General features: G+C 63.4%; 13 protein-coding genes. 11 read left to right on the plus strand and 2 right to left on the minus strand.

Features of this window, described 5'->3' with window-relative positions; genetic code table 11:
* Window positions 1–12: 12 nt before the first annotated feature.
* From DENOEST_RS17035 to DENOEST_RS17045, 3 genes are all read left to right on the plus strand, one after another.
* The gene (locus tag DENOEST_RS17035) at window positions 13–807 is read left to right on the plus strand and encodes a thymidylate synthase (protein ID WP_145769460.1); all 795 of its coding nucleotides are present in this window, start codon (window positions 13–15) and stop codon (window positions 805–807) included.
* Window positions 808–815: 8 nt separating this feature from the next.
* The gene (gene glk / locus DENOEST_RS17040; protein ID WP_145769461.1) at window positions 816–1,736 is read left to right on the plus strand and encodes a glucokinase; all 921 of its coding nucleotides are present in this window, start codon (window positions 816–818) and stop codon (window positions 1,734–1,736) included.
* Between the two features lie 134 nt (window positions 1,737–1,870).
* Window positions 1,871–2,164: a DUF2934 domain-containing protein gene (locus DENOEST_RS17045; RefSeq protein ID WP_145769462.1), complete on the plus strand. Its 294-nt coding sequence runs from the start codon at window positions 1,871–1,873 to the stop codon at window positions 2,162–2,164.
* Here the strand turns inward: DENOEST_RS17045 and glgB are convergent.
* Window positions 2,154–4,313 carry a 1,4-alpha-glucan branching protein GlgB gene (gene glgB, locus DENOEST_RS17050; RefSeq protein ID WP_145769463.1) on the minus strand — a complete coding sequence of 720 codons (2,160 nt, stop codon included), beginning with the start codon at window positions 4,311–4,313 and terminating at the stop codon, window positions 2,154–2,156. The genes DENOEST_RS17045 and glgB overlap by 11 nt on opposite strands.
* Before the next feature lie 116 nt (window positions 4,314–4,429).
* On the opposite strand from glgB, the gene glgC reads away from it, so the two are divergent.
* From glgC to DENOEST_RS17090, 8 genes are all read left to right on the plus strand, one after another.
* A complete protein-coding gene (gene glgC, locus DENOEST_RS17055; RefSeq protein ID WP_145769464.1) occupies window positions 4,430–5,737 on the plus strand; it encodes a glucose-1-phosphate adenylyltransferase in 1,308 nt (435 codons plus the stop codon).
* 11 nt (window positions 5,738–5,748) lie between these two features.
* A complete protein-coding gene (locus DENOEST_RS17060; RefSeq protein ID WP_145769465.1) occupies window positions 5,749–7,425 on the plus strand; it encodes a glycoside hydrolase family 57 protein in 1,677 nt (558 codons plus the stop codon).
* Window positions 7,422–9,437, plus strand: a complete 2,016-nt coding sequence (locus DENOEST_RS17065) for an alpha-amylase/4-alpha-glucanotransferase domain-containing protein (RefSeq protein WP_145769466.1) — start codon at window positions 7,422–7,424, stop codon at window positions 9,435–9,437. The genes DENOEST_RS17060 and DENOEST_RS17065 overlap by 4 nt, the downstream gene beginning before the upstream one ends.
* Before the next feature lie 24 nt (window positions 9,438–9,461).
* A complete protein-coding gene (glgP, locus tag DENOEST_RS17070) occupies window positions 9,462–12,020 on the plus strand; it encodes an alpha-glucan family phosphorylase (protein WP_145769467.1) in 2,559 nt (852 codons plus the stop codon).
* Complete coding sequence (gene pgi / locus DENOEST_RS17075) at window positions 12,017–13,651, plus strand: glucose-6-phosphate isomerase (RefSeq protein WP_145769468.1); 1,635 nt, start codon at window positions 12,017–12,019, stop codon at window positions 13,649–13,651. The genes glgP and pgi overlap by 4 nt, the downstream gene beginning before the upstream one ends.
* A gap of 27 nt (window positions 13,652–13,678) precedes the next feature.
* Window positions 13,679–15,121, plus strand: a complete 1,443-nt coding sequence (glgA, locus tag DENOEST_RS17080) for a glycogen synthase GlgA (protein WP_145769469.1) — start codon at window positions 13,679–13,681, stop codon at window positions 15,119–15,121.
* A gap of 86 nt (window positions 15,122–15,207) precedes the next feature.
* The gene (locus DENOEST_RS17085) at window positions 15,208–16,854 is read left to right on the plus strand and encodes a methyl-accepting chemotaxis protein (protein ID WP_145769470.1); all 1,647 of its coding nucleotides are present in this window, start codon (window positions 15,208–15,210) and stop codon (window positions 16,852–16,854) included.
* A gap of 258 nt (window positions 16,855–17,112) precedes the next feature.
* Window positions 17,113–17,592: a dihydrofolate reductase gene (locus DENOEST_RS17090; protein WP_332068236.1), complete on the plus strand. Its 480-nt coding sequence runs from the start codon at window positions 17,113–17,115 to the stop codon at window positions 17,590–17,592.
* Between the two features lie 19 nt (window positions 17,593–17,611).
* On the opposite strand, the gene DENOEST_RS17095 is transcribed toward DENOEST_RS17090, so the two are convergent.
* Window positions 17,612–19,843: an arginine/lysine/ornithine decarboxylase gene (locus DENOEST_RS17095; protein WP_145769471.1), complete on the minus strand. Its 2,232-nt coding sequence runs from the start codon at window positions 19,841–19,843 to the stop codon at window positions 17,612–17,614.
* Window positions 19,844–19,861 lie beyond the last annotated feature (18 nt).

Raw genomic sequence — 19,861 nt, forward strand, 5'->3', positions numbered from 1 at the left:
GTCCACCACCCCATGCGCCAGTACCTCGACCTGATGAAGCACGTGCTCGAGCACGGCCACGAAAAATCCGACCGCACCGGCACCGGCACTCGCTCGGTGTTCGGCTGGCAGATGCGTTTCGACCTGGCGGCAGGATTTCCGCTGCTGACCACCAAGAAGCTGCATACCCGCTCCATCATCCACGAGTTGCTCTGGTTCCTCCAGGGAGACACCAACATCCGCTACCTGAAAGACAACGGGGTCTCCATCTGGGACGAATGGGCCGACGCCAACGGCGACCTGGGGCCGGTGTATGGCCATCAATGGCGCCACTGGCCCGATGGCAAGGGAGGCGAGATCGACCAGATCAGCCAACTGATTGAGGGACTGAAAAAAAACCCGGACTCTCGCCGTCATATCGTCAGCGCCTGGAATCCCACCGACATTCCACGTATGAAGCTGCCCCCCTGCCATGCCTTGTTCCAGTTCTACGTGGCGGGCGGCAGGCTGAGTTGTCAGCTCTACCAGCGCAGTGCCGACATCTTCCTCGGCGTACCCTTCAACATTGCTTCCTACGCCCTATTCACCCAGATGGTGGCCCAGGTCTGCGGCTACACCCCTGGTGATTTCGTCTGGACCGGCGGCGACTGCCACCTCTATTCCAACCATCTGGAGCAGACCCGGCTGCAACTCTCCCGGGAACCCCGCGCTCTGCCTCAACTGAAGATCAATCCCGAGGTGCGCGACATTTTTGCTTTCCGCTTCGAGGACTTCAGTCTGGAAGGCTACAACCCCCATCCCCATATTGCCGCCCCCGTGGCGGTGTAGGCCAGGCCATGCGGCTCTGTGGCGACATCGGCGGCACCAAGGCCCTGCTGGCGCTGGCGGACGAAACCGGCACTCTCCATGCCCGGCGCCGGCTGGAATGCGCCAACTATGGAAATTTCACTGACCTGCTGGCAGAGTATCTGGGGGGGCTGGACAGCACGCCCACCGGGGGTTGCCTGGCGGTGGCAGGCCCCATCGCCGATGACGGCCGTAGCGCCCGCCTCACCAACCTGCCCTGGACCCTGGATGCCGCCAAGCTGGAACAGCGGTTCGGCCTGCCCGGTCTGCGCCTGATCAACGATTTCGCCGCTGCCGCCCTGGGGGTCACCGTCGCTCCACCGGCGACGCTGCTCACCCTGCAACCAGGCCTGCCCCTGGCGGATGGCGTGAAGCTGGTAGTGGGAGCAGGCACCGGCCTGGGCATGGCGGTGCTGGTGCCAACTCCGGAGGGCTGGCGTGTGCTGCCCGGAGAAGGCGGCCATGTTGCCTTCGCCCCGGCCGACGAAATCCAACTGGCTCTGTGGCAGCATCTCCACGCTCGCCATGGCCGGGTCACCTGGGAACGGGTGGCTTCTGGCATGGGCATCCGCGCCATGCATCGTTTCCTGGGCGGCGCGGATATCGAACCTGAACTCATCGCCGCTCGGGCACTGACATCCGCGCACAGTACCGAAGGGCGCACCATGGAAATGTTTCTCGCCACCTATGGCGCCTTCGTCGGAGACATGGCCCTGGCCTTGATGGCACGAGGCGGTGTCTATCTGGCGGGAGGCATCACCGCGAAAATCTTGCCTCTGATGCAATCAGGTCCTTTCCTGACAGCCTTCAACGCCAAAGTCGAGCATGCGGCCCTGGCAACGCGCATGCCGGTCCATGTCGTCACGGAACCGGAACTCGGTCTCAGAGGAGCGGTCCTGGCCGCAATTTGACGGACGACAAAAACCATTTCAGTTAAATGGTTAAAATCCATCGCCCTGGCATTCTTTGTCAGTTGCTAGTTCAGATGCTAAAAATGGATACGCAGTGCCCCCGGGGCACTGTCGTCATTAGTGGAGGAGACACCATGCCCGCCGCAAGCCGCTCGACCCGTTCCACCAGCAAACCCGAAAAATCCGTGCTAGCCGCCAAGGCGGCCGGTGCGTCCGCCAGGAAGACCACCGCCAGCACCACCACAAAGCAAGCTGCGCGGCGCAAGGCCAAGGCGGTTTCCCCGGACCAGCGCCGTCACTATGTGGAAGTAGCGGCCTACTACATCGCCGAACGCCGTGGTTTCCCCGGCGACGGAACGCTGGAGGACTGGCTTCAGGCCGAGTCCGAAGTGGAACGCCTGCTCAAGGACGGTCTGCTCAACTCCTGAGCGGCACCAGGACCACGCCCGCCAGAGGTGGCAGCGTCAGGACCAGACTGGCGGGACGCCCCATCCAGGGGTGAGCTTCGGCGCAAAGCGCCCCGCTGTTGCCCATATCGCTCCCTCCGTAATGGCGTGAGTCGCTGTTGAGGATTTCCCGATAGGCGCCCGGGGCCGGTACGCCAATACGATAATTCGGCCGGGGCACGGGCGTGAAATTGAGCGCCACCACGGCATGACTGCCATCCCGGCCCAGCCGTAACCAGGCAATCACCGATTGATCCCCATCGTGACAGTCAATCCAGGAAAAGCCCTGGGAATCAAAGTCCAGTTCATGGAACGGGGGAAGCTCCCGATGGAGCCGATTCAAATCCCGCGCCAGTCGTTGCACGCCACCATGAGCCGGGTATTGCAGCAGGCTCCAGGGCAACTCGCCCGCTTCGCTCCACTCCCAGGGTTGGCCCAGTTCGTTGCCCATGAAGGTAAGTTTCTTGCCGGGACTGGTCATCTGGTAGGTCAGCAGCAACCTCAGATTGGCAAAACGCTGCCATCCGTCCCCCGGCATCTTGCCCAGCAGAGAACCCTTGCCATGGACCACCTCGTCATGAGACAGGGGCAGCACGAAGTTCTCCGTGTAGGCGTAGAGCTGGCCAAAGGTCAGACAGTCATGGTGGTAGCGCCGGTAGATCGGGTCCTTGGTCATGTAGTCCAGGGTGTCGTTCATCCAGCCCATGTTCCACTTCATCGAAAAACCCAGGCCGCCCAGGTACACCGGCCGCGACACCATGGGCCAGGCAGTGGATTCCTCGGCAATGGTCAGGGCGCCGGGAAACTCCCGATGCACCATCTCGTTCATGGCCCGCAAAAAACCGATGGCTTCCAGATTCTCCCGGCCACCATGACGGTTGGGACGCCACTCGCCGGCCTTGCGGGAATAATCCAGATAGATCATGGAAGCCACCGCATCCACCCGCAGCCCGTCCACATGAAACTCGGACAGCCAGTAGTGGGCGCTGGACATCAGAAAGCTGCGCACCTCGTTGCGGCCGTAATTGAAGACATAGGTTCCCCAGTCGGGGTGTATTTTCTGAGCCGGATCCTCATGCTCGTAGAGGGCCGAACCATCATAGTGGGCCAGGGCCCATTCATCCCGGGGAAAGTGGCCAGGCACCCAGTCAAGGATCACGCCAATACCCGACTGATGACAGGCATCCACCAGGAAGCGGAAATCGTCCGGATCGCCGAAACGGGCGCTGGGAGCGAAGAAACCGGTGCACTGGTAACCCCAGGACTCGTCCAGGGGGTGCTCCATCACCGGCATCAATTCCAGATGGGTGTAGCCCATGTCTGCCAGATAGGGTACCAGTCGCTCCGCCAGTTCCCGGTAACTGTAGAAGCGGCCGTCAGGATGGCGCATCCAGGAACCGGGATGGGCCTCGTAGATGGACATGGGGCTGTGCAGCCAGTCCCATTGGGTCCTGGCCGCCATCCAGTCCCGGTCCTGCCAGGCATGGCGGGAGGCTGTCACCCGGGCCGCCGTGGCCGGCCGTTTCTCGAACTGGCGGGCATAGGGATCCGCCTTGGCCATCACCGCGCCGCTGGCGCGGTTGCGAATCTCGAACTTGTAAAGGGAGCCCGTAGGAAGATCGGGGATAAACAGTTCCCAGCAGCCCGAGGCGCCCAGAGAGGCCATGGGATGGGTGCGTCCGTCCCAGCGATTGAAATCACCCACCACCGAGACCCGGGCAGCATTGGGCGCCCAGGTGCGAAAGCAGACACCGCCAATGCCGTCCCGAGTCTCGGGAACCGCGCCCAGCAGGCGATAGGCCTGGCTGTTGTTGCCCTCGGAAAACAGAAACAAGTCATGTTCGGAGGGACGGGGAGGAAAGGCGTAGGGATCCCGCAGCCGCAGTTCCCGGCCCGCTTCCCCGATCCGCAACCAGTAGAACTCGGGACGAACATCTCCACGCCATTCAAAGAGGTCGGAGGCTCCCTGACGTTCCATGGGTTCCAGGCGACCGTCGATTTCCATCTGGACATGGCTTGCGTGGGGGCGCAGCACCCGCAGGCGCCAACCCCTGCCATGAGGATGCAGCCCCAGGAGGGCGAAGGGATCATGCTCCCGGGCTTCCAGCAAGGCCGTCAACTTTTTGTCCATCGCATCATCCCTCGCAGGCCCGGGAAACCGCGGGGCCGCGATTTCATGAACCAGTTTTTTATGTTCGAGTATTGTAGCGGTCGTGCGCAGGGACGACCGTGGAAAGGAGGCCAGCAATGATTCAGCAAGACCCGAATTCCGGTGATTCCTCGGCCGAATCCGGCCGCTTCGTCAGCCACCTGACCCGCAGCACCTTCGCCATGGTACTGGCTGGAGGGCGCGGCAGCCGCCTGATGCAAATGACCGACTGGCGCGCCAAGCCGGCAGTGCCTTTCGGCGGCAAGTTCCGCATCATCGATTTCACTCTCTCCAACTGCGTCAATTCCGGCGTGCGGCGCATCGGCGTGGCCACCCAGTACAAGGCCCAGAGCCTGATCCACCATCTGCAACGGGGCTGGAGCTTTCTTGATGGCCGCTTCGAGGAATATATCGAACTGCTGCCGGCCCAGCAGCAGGTGGGCGAAAACTGGTACCAGGGCACCGCCGACGCCGTCTACCAGAACCTGGACGTGATCCGCCGAGCCAATCCCCGCTATGTGATGATCCTGTCCGGCGACCATGTCTACAAGATGGACTACGGCCGGATGCTGGCCCAGCATGTGCAGAACGGCGCCGACCTCAGCGTGGCCTGCATGGATGTTCCCATCGGCGAGGCATCGGCCTTCGGCGTCATGGGCATCGACGACAGCCAGCGCGTTACCCGGTTCATCGAAAAACCCGAGCATCCGCCCTGCATGCCCGGCAAGCCGGAGCGGGCGCTGGTCAGCATGGGCGTCTACATCTTCAATGCCCACTTCCTTTACGAGCAACTGATCCGCGACGCGGACGAACCCCATTCCGGCCATGATTTCGGCAAGGACGTGATTCCTCACGTGGTGTCCCGCTACCGGGTGTTCGCCCACAATTTCCGTGAGAGCTGCGTCGGCATCAGCAGTTCGGGCCTGCCCTACTGGCGCGACGTGGGGACGGTGGATGCCTACTGGGAGGCCAGTCTGGAGCTGACCAAGGTCACCCCGGAACTGGACATGTACGACGAGCAATGGCCCATCTGGACCCACCAGGAACAACTGCCCCCGGCCAAGTTCGTCTTCGACGACGAGGGGCGTCGCGGCATGGCGGTGGACTCCCTGGTCTCCGGGGGCAACATCATCAGTGGTTCCACGGTACGCCGCTCCCTGCTGTTCTCCCGGGTCTTCGTCCATAGCTTTAGCGAGATCGAGGATTCGGTGATCCTGCCCAAGGTGGATATCGGCCGTCACTGCCGGCTGCGCCGGGTGGTGGTGGACAAGCATTGCGTGATTCCCCCGGGCACGGTGATCGGTTTCGACCCGGAGCAGGATCGCCAGCGCTTTCATGTCACCGAGCGGGGCATCACCCTGGTCACCCCGGAGATGCTGGGACAGACCCATCACCACATTCGATAGCGACACCCGTCATGGCCCTTGATCTTGTCTTCCTCTGGCACATGCACCAGCCGGACTACCGTGATCACGGTAGCGGCGAACATGTGCTGCCCTGGGTCTATCTCCATGCCCTGAAGGACTACACCGACATGGCGGCCCACCTGGAGCGTCATCCGGGCGTCCGGGCGGTGGTGAACTTCGTGCCGGTGCTGCTGGACCAGATTGAGGACTATTGCCGCCAGTTCGAGACGGGGCGTTTCCGCGACCCCTTGCTGCGACTCCTGGCCGAGCCGGACCTGGATGACCTGAGTGCCACGGATCGGCAGTTGCTGCTGGCCGCCTGCTTCCGCAGCAACCACAGCACCATGCTGACCCCCTTTCCCCGCTACCAGCGGCTCCGCGATCTTCAGCAACTGCTGACCCGGGAGGGAGAGGCGGCCCTCGGCTACCTCTCCGGCAGCTATTTCGCAGATCTGCTCACCTGGTATCACCTGGTCTGGTGCGGTGAATCTGAACGCCGCCAGCAAGCCCTGCTGGCGGAACTGATGAGCAAAGGCGAAGGCTACAGCCTGGAGGACCGCCAGCAGTTGCTGGCCCTGATCGGTCGCATCCTGAAGGGACTGATTCCCCGCTACCGTGCCTTGATGGAACGGGGCCAGATCGAAATTTCCACCACGCCCCAGACCCATCCCCTGGCGCCCTTGCTGCTGGACTTTCACGCGGCGCGGGAAACCTTGCCCGAGGCGCCCCTGCCCCTGGCCTCCGAATATCCCGGCGGGCGCAGCCGGGTCGTTGCCCAGATCGAACAGGCCTGGCAATCCCACCAGCGTCATTTCGGCACCTCCGCCCAGGGCATGTGGCCAGCGGAGGGCGCCATTTCCACCCCCCTATTGCCTCTGCTCGCCGCCAGCGGCTGTCGCTGGATCGCCAGCGGCCAGGGGGTGCTGAACCACAGCCTGGCCAGCCACGTCACCCATGACGTCCGGGCACCCTATCATCCCTGGCACTGTCCCGTCGCCCCGGAACTGTCCCTATTCTTCCGCGACGAGCGGCTCTCCGACCTGGTTGGCTTCGAATATGCAAAATGGCATGGCCGGGATGCGGCGCGCCATTTCATCGCCCAACTGGAAGCCATCCTGGCCACCGCGCCGACCGATGAGACCCCGGTGGTCAGCGTCATCCTGGATGGCGAAAATGCCTGGGAACACTATCCCTACAATGCCTACTACTTTTTCGAGGATCTCTACGGCCTGCTGGAGCAGCATGCCGAAATCCGTACCACCACCTACAGCGAACTGCTGGGCCGTCCCCATCCCCCGTCCAGTACATCCCTGCCGGGGATCACCGCCGGCAGTTGGGTCTATGGCACCCTGTCCACCTGGATCGGTGATCCGGAAAAAAACCGGGCCTGGGACCTGCTCTGCTCAGCCAAGCGCAGCTATGACCTGATCCTGTCCAGCGGCCGTCTGTCCCCTGCGGAGCAGGCAGCGGCGACAACCCAGTTGTCCATCTGCGAAAGCTCCGACTGGTTCTGGTGGTTCGGCGACTACAACCCCCAGTCGGCGGTCGCCAGCTTCGACCATCTCTATCGCGACAACCTGCGCCGGCTTTACCGCCTGCTGCAACTCCAGCCACCGGCCCAGCTTGATGTCCCAATTTCATCGGGTAGCGGATCCGCCCAGGGCGGCACCATGAGGAGAGTCACTTGAACGGTCCCATTTCCCTGTTGTTCGGCGTCCATGCCCATCAACCAGTGGGCAATTTTCCGGCAGTCATCGAGGACGCCCACCTGCGCTGTTACCGGATGTTCCTGCGCACAGTGGCGGAATATCCGGACTTCCGCTTCGCCGTGCATTTCTCGGGCTGGCTGCTGGACGTGTTGACAGAGCGCTTTCCCGAGGACATGACACTGCTCGAAACCATGACCCGGCGCGGCCAGGTGGAGTGGTTCGGCTCCGGCGACTGCGAGCCAGTACTGGCGGCCATCCCCCACCGGGACCGGGTCAGCCAGTTGCTGAGCCTGTCGGACAAGATCGAACGTCGCTTCGGCCGACGCCCCCAGGGCGCCTGGCTCACCGAGCGGGTCTGGGAGGCGGATGTGGTGCCATCTCTGGTGGAATCCGGCATCCGCTACGTGGCGGTGGATGACTACCATTTCCTATGTACCGGCCAGCCGACGGAAAAACTCGACGGACACTGGACCACCGAGGAGAACGGCCAAGCGCTGGATATGTTCCCCATCTCCGAGCAGGCCCGCTACCGGCTGCCCTTCTCGCCGGCCGCCGAGGCGGTGGCCTGGCTGGAGGACCTGGCCCGACGCGGACAGCGGGCCGCCATCTACTTCGACGACATCGAGAAATTCGGCATCTGGCCGGAAACCTACAACTGGGTTTATGAGCGTGGCTGGCTGACTCAGTTCATCGAAGGCGTGCTGGCCTCACCCCTGATCCGCACCGCCCATTTCGCCGACTTCCATCGGGAGCAGACCACTCGCGGCATCGTCTACCTGCCCACCGCCTCCTACATCGAGATGAACGAGTGGACCCTGCCCGGCCCCAGCGCCCGCCGCTATCACGCTCTGGTGGAGGCGGAAAAACAACTGGGGCGCTATGAGAGCGCCAAACCCTTCCTGCGGGGTGGCATCTGGCGCAACTTCTTCACCCGCTATCCCGAGTCCAACTGGATGCACAAGCGCATGCTGGAAGCCTCCCGGCGGTTGGCCAGCCTGCCCGCCGACGACCGTACTGCGGAGATGCAGGAAATGCTGCATCGGGCCCAGGCCAACGACGCCTACTGGCACGGACTCTTCGGCGGACTCTACCTGCCCCACCTGCGCCGGGCGGTATGGAACAACCTGCTGGCCCTGGAAGCGGCCCTGGACACCATCGCGCCCCGCACGGCCCGGGAGCAAGGGGACATCGACCTGGACGGCCACCGGGAAACTTTCCTGCGTTCCCCCGTGCTCCAGGCCGTGTGCCGCGACGATGGCCTGGGCACCCTGATCGAGCTCTCGGCCTACGAGGCCTGCCATAACTTCGGCGATACCCTGCGCCGTCACGACGAGGCCTACCATGACAAGATCGATCAGGCTCTCCAGGCCCGGCAGGACATGGCCAGTCCCGACAGCGGCATCGTCTCGGCCCACGACCGGGTAGCCTTCCTCCATGACGTGACGGTCGAGGACGCCCGGCCCGACACGCTTCCCCGCGCCCTGTTCCTCGACACCTGGATTGCCTCCGATGGTAGCCGGCACCTCCTCGACCATTACCAGCCCGGCAACGACGAGGGCGGCAACTTCAACGCCAGTGGCCCGGGCTGGCGCCTGGACAAGCAGTACGCGGTGAATGGCCACCGCCTGGGCGTCAGCTACCGGATTCATGGACTGCGGGGCCGGCTGGAGACCCGGATCAACCTGTCCATGCCCAGTTGCGACGGCTACGGCGGACGCTACATCCTGAGCGACGGCAGCATTCCCTGCGGCTTCGGCCAGGTGCTGGAACTCTCCCGTGCCGAGGGCCTGTCCCTGGACGACAGCGAACTGGGTGGTACGCTGCTGCTCCGCTTCCCCCCCGCCACCGTGAGTGCCCAGCCCCACCATACGGTATCCCAGTCGGAAGCCGGCTTCGAACGGGTGATGCAGGGCGCGGAGCTGACCCTGTCCTGGCCCCTGAATGACGGTGAGATTTCCGTCGTCATGGAATATCGTCCCCACAAAATCTAGATCCCATTGCCAAGAGGTGCTGCCATGCCCGGAACCCGCTACCTGCTGGAGGTCAATCCCCGACTGCCCCCCGCCCTGAGCCGGCTCGACGAGCTGGCCAACGATCTCTGGTATAGCTGGGACCGGCCCACCCGTGCCCTCTTCGTGCGCCTCGGGCAGAAGCTCTGGAACGCCGCCAGCCACAGCCCCAAGGCCCTGTTGAAGCGCGTGGACCAGCACCGTCTCGACAGCGCGGCGGAAGACCCGGTGTATCTGGGCATGCTGGCCCGGGTGCTGTCCGCCTACGACAGTTATCACAAGACGCCGCCCCGGGACCATGTGCCCCGCCTGGAGCAAGGTGAATCCATCGCCTACTTCTGCGCCGAATTCGGCTTTCACGAAAGCCTGCCCATCTACTCCGGCGGCCTGGGCATCCTGGCCGGGGACCACTGCAAGACCGCCAGCGACATGAAGCTGCCCTTCGTCGGCGTCGGGCTGCTCTACCGTCAGGGCTACTTCCAGCAGACCATCGATGGCGAGGGTCGCCAGGCTGCCATGTACAACGACTCTGACTTCGACGACCTGCCCATGGCGCCGGTACTGAAAAGCGATGGCAGCGAACTGCACGTCACGGTGACCCTGCCGGGACGGAACGTGGAAGTGAAGGTCTGGCAGGTGAAGGTGGGCCAGGTCAGGCTTTACCTGCTGGACACGGACCTCGAGCGCAACGCCATCCACGACCGTGACATCGCCCACCAACTCTACGGCGGCGACCGCACCACCCGCCTGGAACAGGAAATCATCCTCGGTGTCGGCGGCGTCAAGGTCCTGAAGGAAGTGGGCTATCAACCCACTGTCTGGCACATCAACGAAGGCCATGCCGCCTTTCTGATCCTGGAGCGCATGCGCCAACTGGTGCAGGAAGGCCTGGACATGACCAGCGCCCTGGAGGCCGTGGCCTGCAACACGGTATTCACCACCCACACCGCCGTGCCCGCCGGCCACGATCATTTCGCCGAGGACATGATTCGCCAGTACTTCGGCCAGTTCTGCCGGGAACTGGGCTGCGACATGGAGGCCCTGCTGGAACTGGGCCGGGTACCAGGCCAGCACGAGTTCAACATGACCGCCCTGGCGATCCGGGGCTCCCGTTTCCAGAATGGCGTCTCCAGGGTCCATGGCGAGGTGTCGGCCCGCATGCTGGCCGGACTGTGGCCCCAGATCAATCCCGGCGACAACCCCATGGACTACGTCACCAACGGCGTCCATGTCCCCACCTTTCTGTCCGACCTCTGGCACGACACCCTGAACCGCTACCTGGGGGACGGCTGGAGCCAGAGGCTCACGGATACCCACTGCTGGGCCGGCATCGATAACATTCCGGACCATGTGTTCTGGAGTGCGCGCCTGGCCATCAAGTCCCAGATGCTCTATCTGCTGCGCCACCGCATTGGCCAGCAGCACGCCCGCAACCAGGGTTCCCAGGCCCACCTGGACCGGCTGCTGAAATATGCCGATCCCGATAATCCCAATGTGCTGACCATCGGTTTCGCCCGCCGCTTCGCCACCTACAAGCGTGCCACGCTGCTGTTCAGGAACCTGGACTGGCTGCGCCAGATCGTTGCCGACCCGGAGCGGCCGGTGCTGTTCATCTTCGCCGGCAAGGCCCATCCAGCCGACGAACCGGGACAGTCCCTGATCCGACGCATCGCCGAAGTCGCCGCCATGCCCGAATTCGAGGGCCGCATCCTGATGGCCGAGGGCTATGATCTGCACTTGAGTCGGCGCCTGGTGGCCGGAGTGGATGTCTGGCTCAACAACCCGGTCTATCCTCTGGAAGCCTCGGGCACTTCGGGCATGAAGGCGGCCATCAACGGGGTGATCAATCTCTCGGTGCTGGATGGCTGGTGGGCCGAGGGCTTCGACGACAGCGAAGGAAGTGAAAATGGCTGGGGCATCAAGCCTGTTTCCGCTACTTACGACGACAACCGTCGCGATGCGGAAGAGGCCCGCAGTCTCTACGAGGCCCTCCAGGATCAGGTCATCCCCCTTTACTACAACCGCGGTCCCATGGGCTATTCGCCGGGCTGGGTGGCCATGGCCAAGCGCTCCATCGCCACGGTGACCCCCCACTTCACTTCCCAGCGGATGGTGGGGGAATACGTGACCAAGTTCTATCAGTCTGCCTCCCGCCAGTGGCGCCGCTACAGTCAGGACAACTTCGCCGGCGCCCGCAGCCTCGCAACCTGGAAGGCACGGGTGCGCCGGGCCTGGCCCGGCGTGATCATGCAGCGGCTGGACGCCGCCACTCGCCGGATCGGCTTTGGCGAAGGCGTGCAATTCGAGGTGGCGTTGCAGTTGAACGGTCTGGCTCCCGCCGACGTCCAGGTGGAACTGCTGCTGGGCCGCCCCAATGGCGCCCACCATCGGCCGGCCCGACGTCTGCGCCTGGAACACCGGGGGCGCGGCGAGGATGGTCGGGAACGCTATGCTCTGGATCTGGTCCCTGACCTCTGCGGCAAGATCGAGTACCGCATTCGCGCCTTTCCCCGCCACGAGATGCTTACCCACCCCTTTGAAATGGGCATGATGATCTGGCTATGACAACTTCGATCACCCAGTCCCCCCTCTGGCAGGGCCTGGAACAACAGTCCGCCCGCCTGAACAAGCTCCATCTGCGGAATCTGTGTGCCGACCCGGAACGTTTTTCCCGCTGCTCCCTGGAGTGGGATGGCTTGCTGCTGGACTTTTCCAAACAGCGCATTGATGGCCCGACCCTGGATCTGTTGCGGCAGCTCTGGCAATGGCGCGACGGCCCGGGGTGGCTCGCCCGCATGATCACCGGCGAGCCCATCAATCACACCGAGGGACGTGCGGTGCTGCACATGGCCCTGCGCGCCGCGCCGGACCAGGCCATCCTCTGCCAGGGCCGGGACGTGATGCCGGACGTGGCTGCGGTGCTGGACCGGATGGAGGATTTCTGCCGGCGCATTCATCAGGGCCAGTGGCGGGGGGCCGGCGGAGAGATGATCCGCAACGTGGTGAACATCGGCATCGGCGGCTCCGACCTGGGGCCCAAGATGGCGACCCAGGCCCTCAACGCCTGTCAGGTGCCCGGCCTGAAGCTGCACTACGTCTCCAACGTGGACGGCGCCCATCTGGCGGCCACCCTGGCCGACCTGGACCCGGCCACCACGCTGTTCATCATCGCCAGCAAAACCTTCACCACCCAGGAGACCATGCAGAATGCCGCCTCCGCCCGCCAGTGGCTGGTGGCAACCCTGGGTGAGGGGGCGGTGGCCCGGCACTTCGTGGCAGTCTCCACCAATCTCAAGGCCGTGGCGGAATTCGGCATCGACCCGGCCAATGCCTTTGCCTTCTGGGACTGGGTGGGAGGTCGATTTTCCCTCTGGTCGGCTATCGGTCTGCCCCTGGCCCTGGCCGTGGGTTTCGGGAATTTCCGCCGTCTGCTGGAAGGGGGCCGGGCCATGGACCGGCATTTCCTCACTGCTCCGGCGGAGGCCAACCTGCCCTTGACCCTGGCTTTGCTGGAAGTCTGGAACACCGACTTCCTCGGCGCCCAGACCCGGGCTCTGCTGCCCTACAGCCAGTCCCTGGAACTATTGCCCCGCTATCTCCAACAACTGGAAATGGAATCCAACGGCAAGCGGGTGGACCGGGCCGGCCAGGTGCTGGATTACCCCTCGGCTCCCATCCTCTGGGGCGAGGCGGGCACCAACGGCCAGCACGCCTTCTACCAGTTGCTGCACCAGGGCGAACGCCTGGTCCCCTGCGACTTCATCGCCTGTCGGGAAGCCGACCTGCCCCTGCCCGGCCACCAGGCCCTGTTGCTGGCCAACTGCCTGGCCCAGAGCAAGGCCCTGATGCAGGGCAAGACCCTGGAGGAAGCCCGTGCCGAACTGCTGGCCGGCGACGCCAGCCAGGGTCAGGCCGCGGCCCTTGCCCCCTACAAGGTCTTCCCCGGCAACCAGCCCTCCACCACCCTGCTGCTGCCCCGCCTGGACCCCTACACCCTGGGCCAGTTGATCGCCCTGTTCGAACACAAGGTGTTCGCCCTGGGGGTGCTGTGGAACCTCAACAGCTTCGACCAGTGGGGCGTGGAATATGGCAAGCAACTGGCCAAGCAGTTGCTGCCCATGATCGAGGGGCAGGGAGATATCACAGACCTGGACAGTTCCAGCGCCGGACTGATCGCCTATCTGAAACGATCCTGAGACCTTGTTGAAGTTCTTCTCCGCTGCATGAAAATTCTTTTTGTCACTCCCGAGCTGGCCCCCTGGGTCAAGACCGGCGGCCTGGGAGATGTTTCCGCCGCCCTGCCTCCCGCCCTGCGTCAGGCCGGCGCCGACGTGCGGGTGCTGCTGCCCTGGTATCCAGCCCTGCAACAGGCCTTCCCGAATGCCTCTGCCGTGGCCCCAGTGCCTCCCCTGGGGGGGCTATTGCCTGGCGCGCTGCTGCGCCAGGCAATAGCCCCGGACGGCACGCCCCTGCTGTTGCTGGACTGCCCGGAGTATTACGCCCGCCCGAGCAATCCCTACCTGGGGCCGGACGGCCTCGACTGGCCCGACAATCATCTGCGCTTCGGCCTGCTCTCTCGGGTCGCCGCCTGGCTCGGCAGCACGGACTGTCCCCTGGACTGGCAGTGCGATCTGCTCCATTGCAACGATTGGCAGACGGGCCTGGCCCCTGCCTATCTGCGCTACCTGCCCGGCGCCCGTGCCCGAACCCTGATCACGGTCCATAACCTGGCCTTCCAGGGACTCTTCGGCCAGACGGCCCTGGCGGCCCTGGGCCTGCCTCCTGCGGCCTGGTCCATGGTGGGCGTCGAATACCACGGCTATCTGTCCTTCCTCAAGGCCGGCCTGCAACACGCCGACGGCATCGCCACGGTGAGCCCCGGCTACGCCCGGGAAGTCCAGACGCCGGAAGAGGGTATGGGCCTGGACGGCCTGCTGCGCCATCGGCGGGACAGCCTCTTGGGCATTCTCAACGGCATCGACACGAAGATTTGGGACCCGGCCCGGGACCCCCACATTCCCCATCCCTACGACGCCCTGCATCTGGAGGGCAAGGCCCTGAACAAGTCCGCCCTGCAACGGGAGCTGGGGCTGGCGGAAGCCCCCGACCGGCCCCTGCTGGGCGTGGTGAGCCGGCTCACCCACCAGAAGGGCCTGGACCTGCTGGTCACAAGCGCCAGCAAGATCCTCGACCTACCGGTCCAACTGGTGGTGCTGGGCAACGGCGACAAAACCCTGGAGCAGGAGTTTCTCGCCCTGGCGAAGGATCACCCGGGACAGGTGGCGGTGCGCATCGGTTTCGACGAGGGCCTGGCCCATCGCATCGAAGCCGGCGCCGACCTGTTCCTGATGCCTTCTCGCTTCGAGCCCTGCGGCCTGAACCAGATGTACAGCCAGCGCTACGGTACCCCGCCCCTGGTGCGGGCCACCGGCGGACTGGCGGATACCGTGACCGACTGCAATCCGGAGGCAGCGAACGGCGCCAGCGGCTTTGTCTTTCAGGAAGCCCGGGGCGCCGATTTCCTGGCTGCCGTGGAGCGGGCCGTGGCCGCCTGGCGAAACAAAACTCTGTGGCGGCGACTCCAGCTCAACGGCATGACCCGGGACTGGAGCTGGCATGCCCCGGCCCGGGAATATCTGGCGTACTACGCTAGGTTACTGGGATAAGTGTAGGCCGAAAGGCTTAAGGTCATTCTCTCGTAAACGGAAATTCAGTTTATATTGATAAACGTCAAAAACTCCAGTTTAGCGCCATGAATAATCTTTCCATTGGGAAACGGATTTTTATCCTCATGATGGTGGCTAGTGCACTATTGCTGACCACTGCAGGCATCGGCTGGCACAACGAGAGCAATGCCGTCGCCGCCCTCAAAACAGTATACGAAGACCGTGTGGTCCCTTTGCGCGACCTGGCCAAGATCGGCGAACTGCTGGGTGACAACACCACGGAGTTGTTGCTGACCATACAGCACGACCCCAAGGGCCCCCTGGCCGCCGCCCACGACCACGCCGTAGATATTCACGTGGAAAGATTCGAGAAGCGGCGCATCGAAATTGGCACCCTGTGGGATAAATACATGGCCACCTATCTGACCGAGGAGGAAAAGCCCCTGGCCAGTGATTTCACCGCCAAGCGCAAGGTGTGGATGGACCGCGCCGCTGATTTGATCCAGCGGATCAAGGGGGGCGATTATTCGCCGGAACTGGTCAAGGAATTGCTGAAAGCACGTAATCAGCATGCGGTGGCCGCCACCCAGGCCCTGGACAAGCTTTCGGCCTATCAGGCACAGGTGGCACGAACAACTTACGAAGAAGAAGTGGCTACCCACACCACGGGTACGAGGATGTTTTTCTTGATCATTATTGGCGGCATGGCTGCGGCAGGTGGTTTTGCATGGTTTCTGACTCGAGCCATTACGGAACCGATCAATGCTTCGGTCGTGATTGCCGAGGCCATTGCCAGTGGCAACCTCACTCGCAGGGTGCCGCCGGGTGGCCGAGACGAAGCCGGCCGTCTTCTGGCAGCCTTTGCTCGCATGCAGGATGGCTTGCGCAGCATGGTCAGTGGCTCTCAGAAAAGTGCGCAGGAACTATCCCGGGCCGCTGAGGAGTTGACGGGTGCCGCCAGCCAATCGGCCAGTGCCACCGAATCACAAAGTGAGGCAGCCGCAGGCATGGCAGCGGCAGTGGAGGAAATGTCGGTATCTATTGACCAGGTACGGGACCACGCCCGCGATGCCCAGGCTATCGCTGCGGCTGCCGGAGAGGAGTCACGCAGCGGCGGCCAAGTGGTGCATTCCAGCGCAGAAGAGATGCACCAAGTCTCAACTGCAGTCAATGAAGCTGCCAGCACGATCCGGGAACTCGAGAATTACTCGAACGAGATTTCAGCAGTCATCAACGTTATCCGGGAGGTCGCCGATCAGACTAATTTGCTAGCATTGAATGCCGCCATCGAGGCTGCGCGGGCAGGAGAACAAGGACGTGGGTTTGCTGTTGTCGCCGACGAGGTACGCAAACTCGCCGAACGGACTTCCGAGTCGACCCACACCATCGCCATGGTCATCGACAAGGTGCAGGCTGGCGCTCGTCGTGCTGCCCAGGAAATTGAAAGCGGCGTTTCCCGTGTCAATGATGGCGTTAACCTGGCACATCAGGCGGGTGACTCGATTACGGGCATCCAAAGTGGCGCAGAGCGTGTCGGCAATGCCGTTGCCGATATCGTCAATGCCCTCGACGAGCAGGCCAATGCCACCCAAGAGATTGCCCGAGGTGTCGAGCGCATCGCCAGCATGGCAGAGGAAAATAGCGCCAGTGTGCGCCAAACCTCTAATGCTGCGGATCGCCTTCAGGCCCTGGCCAGGGAACTCGAGCTCTCGGTCGAGCGTTTCCACGTTTGAGGGGTTTTAAGGAAGTGCCAAGGCTGGCAGGCGCCAGTGGGAGAATATCTGGCGCGAGGATGAGACTATGCACTTCGCTTACACCAACGCGACGGTAAGCCACTACACCCGGCTGCTCCAGCCCTTACGGCTATATGGAGAATTCCTGACGCCTGCGCCGACTAGAATCCATCCCTTCTCGAACATGTGCTCCCTCTACGGGTGAGCAGCGAGGTTTTCAGAATGAGTGTAAAGCCGTCGGAAGTGCCGTGCCTTAGCTTGATCGCCGCCGTAGCTAGGAACAGAGCCATCGGCAAGGGCAATCAGTTGCCCTGGCGGTTGCCGGAGGACATGCGCTTCTTTCGGGAAACCACCATGGGAGCTGCGGTGATCATGGGGCGTCGCACCTGGGAATCCCTGCCGCCCCGTTTCCGGCCCCTGCCGGGGCGACGCAATATTGTCGTAACCCACCAAGAGGCTTATCGGGCCGAGGGGGCGGAGGTGGCCCATGGTCTTGAGGCGGCCCTGGTGCTTGCGGGTCAGGCGTCCGCCTTCGTCATCGGCGGCGCCGAGCTCTACGCCCTGGCGCTGCCCCATGCCCGCCGCCTGGTTCTGACAGAGGTGGATCTGGCACCGGAGGCCGATGCCTTCTTCCCGGAAATTTCACCTGCCCAATGGCGGGAAACCGCCCGCCGCGCCGGTGTCAGCGAGAACGGGACCGGTTTTGCATTCGTCACCTACGAGCGGGTGCAGGCATAGGGCCCGCCTGCCCAGGAAATCAGCGGGCCACGCAGTCCACGTAATAACGGCCGTCCTCACCCTTCACCAGTCCGTGGATGTCGGTCTCAAAGCCAGGGAAGCCCGCATTGAACTCCCGGGCGAAGCTCAGGTAGTTGCAGATGCTGCGATTGAAGCGCTCTCCCGGAATCAGCAGAGGAATACCGGGCGGATAGGGGGTCAGCAGCACGGCGGTAACCCGGCCTTCCAGGGCATCCACCGCCACCCGCTCGATTTCCCGGTGGGCCATGCGGGCGAAGGCATCGGCCGGGCGCATGGCCGGCTCCATGTCGGACAGATACATCTCGGTGGTGAGCCGCGCCACGTCGTTGGCTTTGTACACCTCGTGAATCTGGGTGCATAGATCCTTGAGGCCGATGCGCTCGTAGCGAGGATGCTTGGCGACGAATTCCGGCAGGGCCTTCCACAGCGGATGGTTCTTGTCGTAGTCATCCTTGAACTGTTGCAGAGCGGTGACCAGGGTGTTCCAGCGGCCTTTGGTGATGCCGATGGTGAACATGATGAAGAAGCTGTAGAGGCCGCACTTCTCCACGATCACGCCATGCTCGGCCAGGTACTTGGTGACGATGGCGGCGGGGATGCCGAAGTCGTCGGCGAAGTCGCCGTCCACGTCGAGGCCCGGGGTAATGATGGTGGCCTTGATCGGATCCAGCATATTGAAGCCTTCGGCCAGATCGCCGAAACCGTGCCAGCGTTCGCCGGTTTTGAGCATCCAGGCGGCCCGCTCCTCGATGCCTTCCTCGGACAGGTCATCGGGCCCCCAGACCTTGAACCACCAGTCTGCGCCCCATTCCTCATCCACCTTGCGCATGGCGCGACGGAAATCCAGGGCCTCGGCGATGGACTCTTCCACCAGGGCTGTTCCCGCCGGCTCCTCCATCATGGCCGCCGCCACATCGCAGGAGGCGATGATGGAGTACTGGGGCGAGGTGGAGGTATGCATCAGGTAGGCCTCGTTGAACACATCCCGGTCCAGCCGGTTGTTCTCGGCATCCTGCACCAGAATCTGTGAGGCCTGGGAAAGGCCTGCCAGCAGCTTGTGGGTGGACTGGGTGGAGAACACCATGGACTCCTTGCAGCGGGGCCGGTCAGCGCCGATGGCATGGTAGTCGCCGTAGAAATCGTGGAAGGCGGCGTGGGGCAGCCAGGCTTCATCGAAATGCAGGGTTTCGATCTTGCCGTCCAATTCCGCCTTGATGTCCTCCACGTTGTAGAGGATGCCGTCATAGGTGCTCTGGGTGATGGTCAGCACTCGGGGCTTGCCCTGAACATCCTTGGCGAAGGGGTGGGCGGCGATCTTCTTCTGGATGTTCTCCCACTTGAACTCGCTCTTCGGGATCGGCCCGATGATGCCGTAGTTGTTGCGGGTGGGCATCAGGAATACCGGTATGGCGCCGGTCATCATGATGGCGTGGAGGATGGACTTGTGGCAGTTGCGGTCCACGATCACCACGTCGCCGGGGGCCACCGTGGAGTGCCAGACGATCTTGTTGGAGGTGGAGGTGCCGTTGGTGACGAAGAACAGGTGGTCGGCATGGAAAATCCGCGCCGCGTTGCGCTCGGAGGCGGCCACCGGCCCGGTGTGGTCCAGCAACTGGCCCAGTTCCTCCACGGCATTGCAGACATCGGCCCGCAGCATGTTCTCGCCGAAGAACTGGTGAAACATCTGCCCCACCGGGCTCTTGAGGAAAGCGACGCCGCCGGAATGGCCGGGGCAATGCCAGGAATAGGAACCGTCGGCAGCGTAGTGGGTAAGAGCGCGGAAAAACGGCGGCGGCAGGGAATCCAGATAGGCCTTGGCCTCGCGCTTGACGTTGCGGGCAATGAACTCCGGCGTGTCCTCGTACATGTGGATAAAGCCGTGCAGCTCCCGCAGCACGTCGTTGGGAATGTGCCGGGAGGTGCGGGTCTCGCCATGAAGGAAGATGGGTATCTCGGTATTGCGGTTGCGGATTTCACTGACGAAGGCCCGCAGCTCGGCCAGGGTTTCCTCCGGCTCCAGGGCCAGCTCCTCGTCATCCACCGAGAGGATGAAGGCCGAAGCCCGGCTCTGCTGCTGGGCGAAGGAGGCCAGGTCGCCGTAGCTGGTGACTCCCAGCACTTCCAGGCCTTCATCCTCGAAGGCCTTGGCCAGGGCACGAATCCCCAGGCCCGAAGCGTTCTCGGAACGGAAGTCCTCGTCGATGATGATGATGGGAAAATGAAAGCGCATGGTGGACCTACCCCCTAG

It is taken from the genome of Denitratisoma oestradiolicum, from assembly GCF_902813185.1.
GTDB classification, from domain to species: domain Bacteria; phylum Pseudomonadota; class Gammaproteobacteria; order Burkholderiales; family Rhodocyclaceae; genus Denitratisoma; species Denitratisoma oestradiolicum.

What these genes read in the sequence shown, in the direction of transcription:
- DENOEST_RS17035 (WP_145769460.1), top strand. Translation starts at nt 13, where the DNA reads ATGCGCCAGTACCTCGACCTGATGAAGCACGTGCTCGAGCACGGCCAC.
- glk (WP_145769461.1), top strand. Translation starts at nt 816, where the DNA reads ATGCGGCTCTGTGGCGACATCGGCGGCACCAAGGCCCTGCTGGCGCTG.
- DENOEST_RS17045 (WP_145769462.1), top strand. Translation starts at nt 1,871, where the DNA reads ATGCCCGCCGCAAGCCGCTCGACCCGTTCCACCAGCAAACCCGAAAAA.
- glgB (WP_145769463.1), bottom strand. Translation starts at nt 4,313, where the DNA reads ATGGACAAAAAGTTGACGGCCTTGCTGGAAGCCCGGGAGCATGATCCC.
- glgC (WP_145769464.1), top strand. Translation starts at nt 4,430, where the DNA reads ATGATTCAGCAAGACCCGAATTCCGGTGATTCCTCGGCCGAATCCGGC.
- DENOEST_RS17060 (WP_145769465.1), top strand. Translation starts at nt 5,749, where the DNA reads ATGGCCCTTGATCTTGTCTTCCTCTGGCACATGCACCAGCCGGACTAC.
- glgP (WP_145769467.1), top strand. Translation starts at nt 9,462, where the DNA reads ATGCCCGGAACCCGCTACCTGCTGGAGGTCAATCCCCGACTGCCCCCC.
- pgi (WP_145769468.1), top strand. Translation starts at nt 12,017, where the DNA reads ATGACAACTTCGATCACCCAGTCCCCCCTCTGGCAGGGCCTGGAACAA.
- glgA (WP_145769469.1), top strand. Translation starts at nt 13,679, where the DNA reads ATGAAAATTCTTTTTGTCACTCCCGAGCTGGCCCCCTGGGTCAAGACC.
- DENOEST_RS17085 (WP_145769470.1), top strand. Translation starts at nt 15,208, where the DNA reads ATGAATAATCTTTCCATTGGGAAACGGATTTTTATCCTCATGATGGTG.
- DENOEST_RS17095 (WP_145769471.1), bottom strand. Translation starts at nt 19,843, where the DNA reads ATGCGCTTTCATTTTCCCATCATCATCATCGACGAGGACTTCCGTTCC.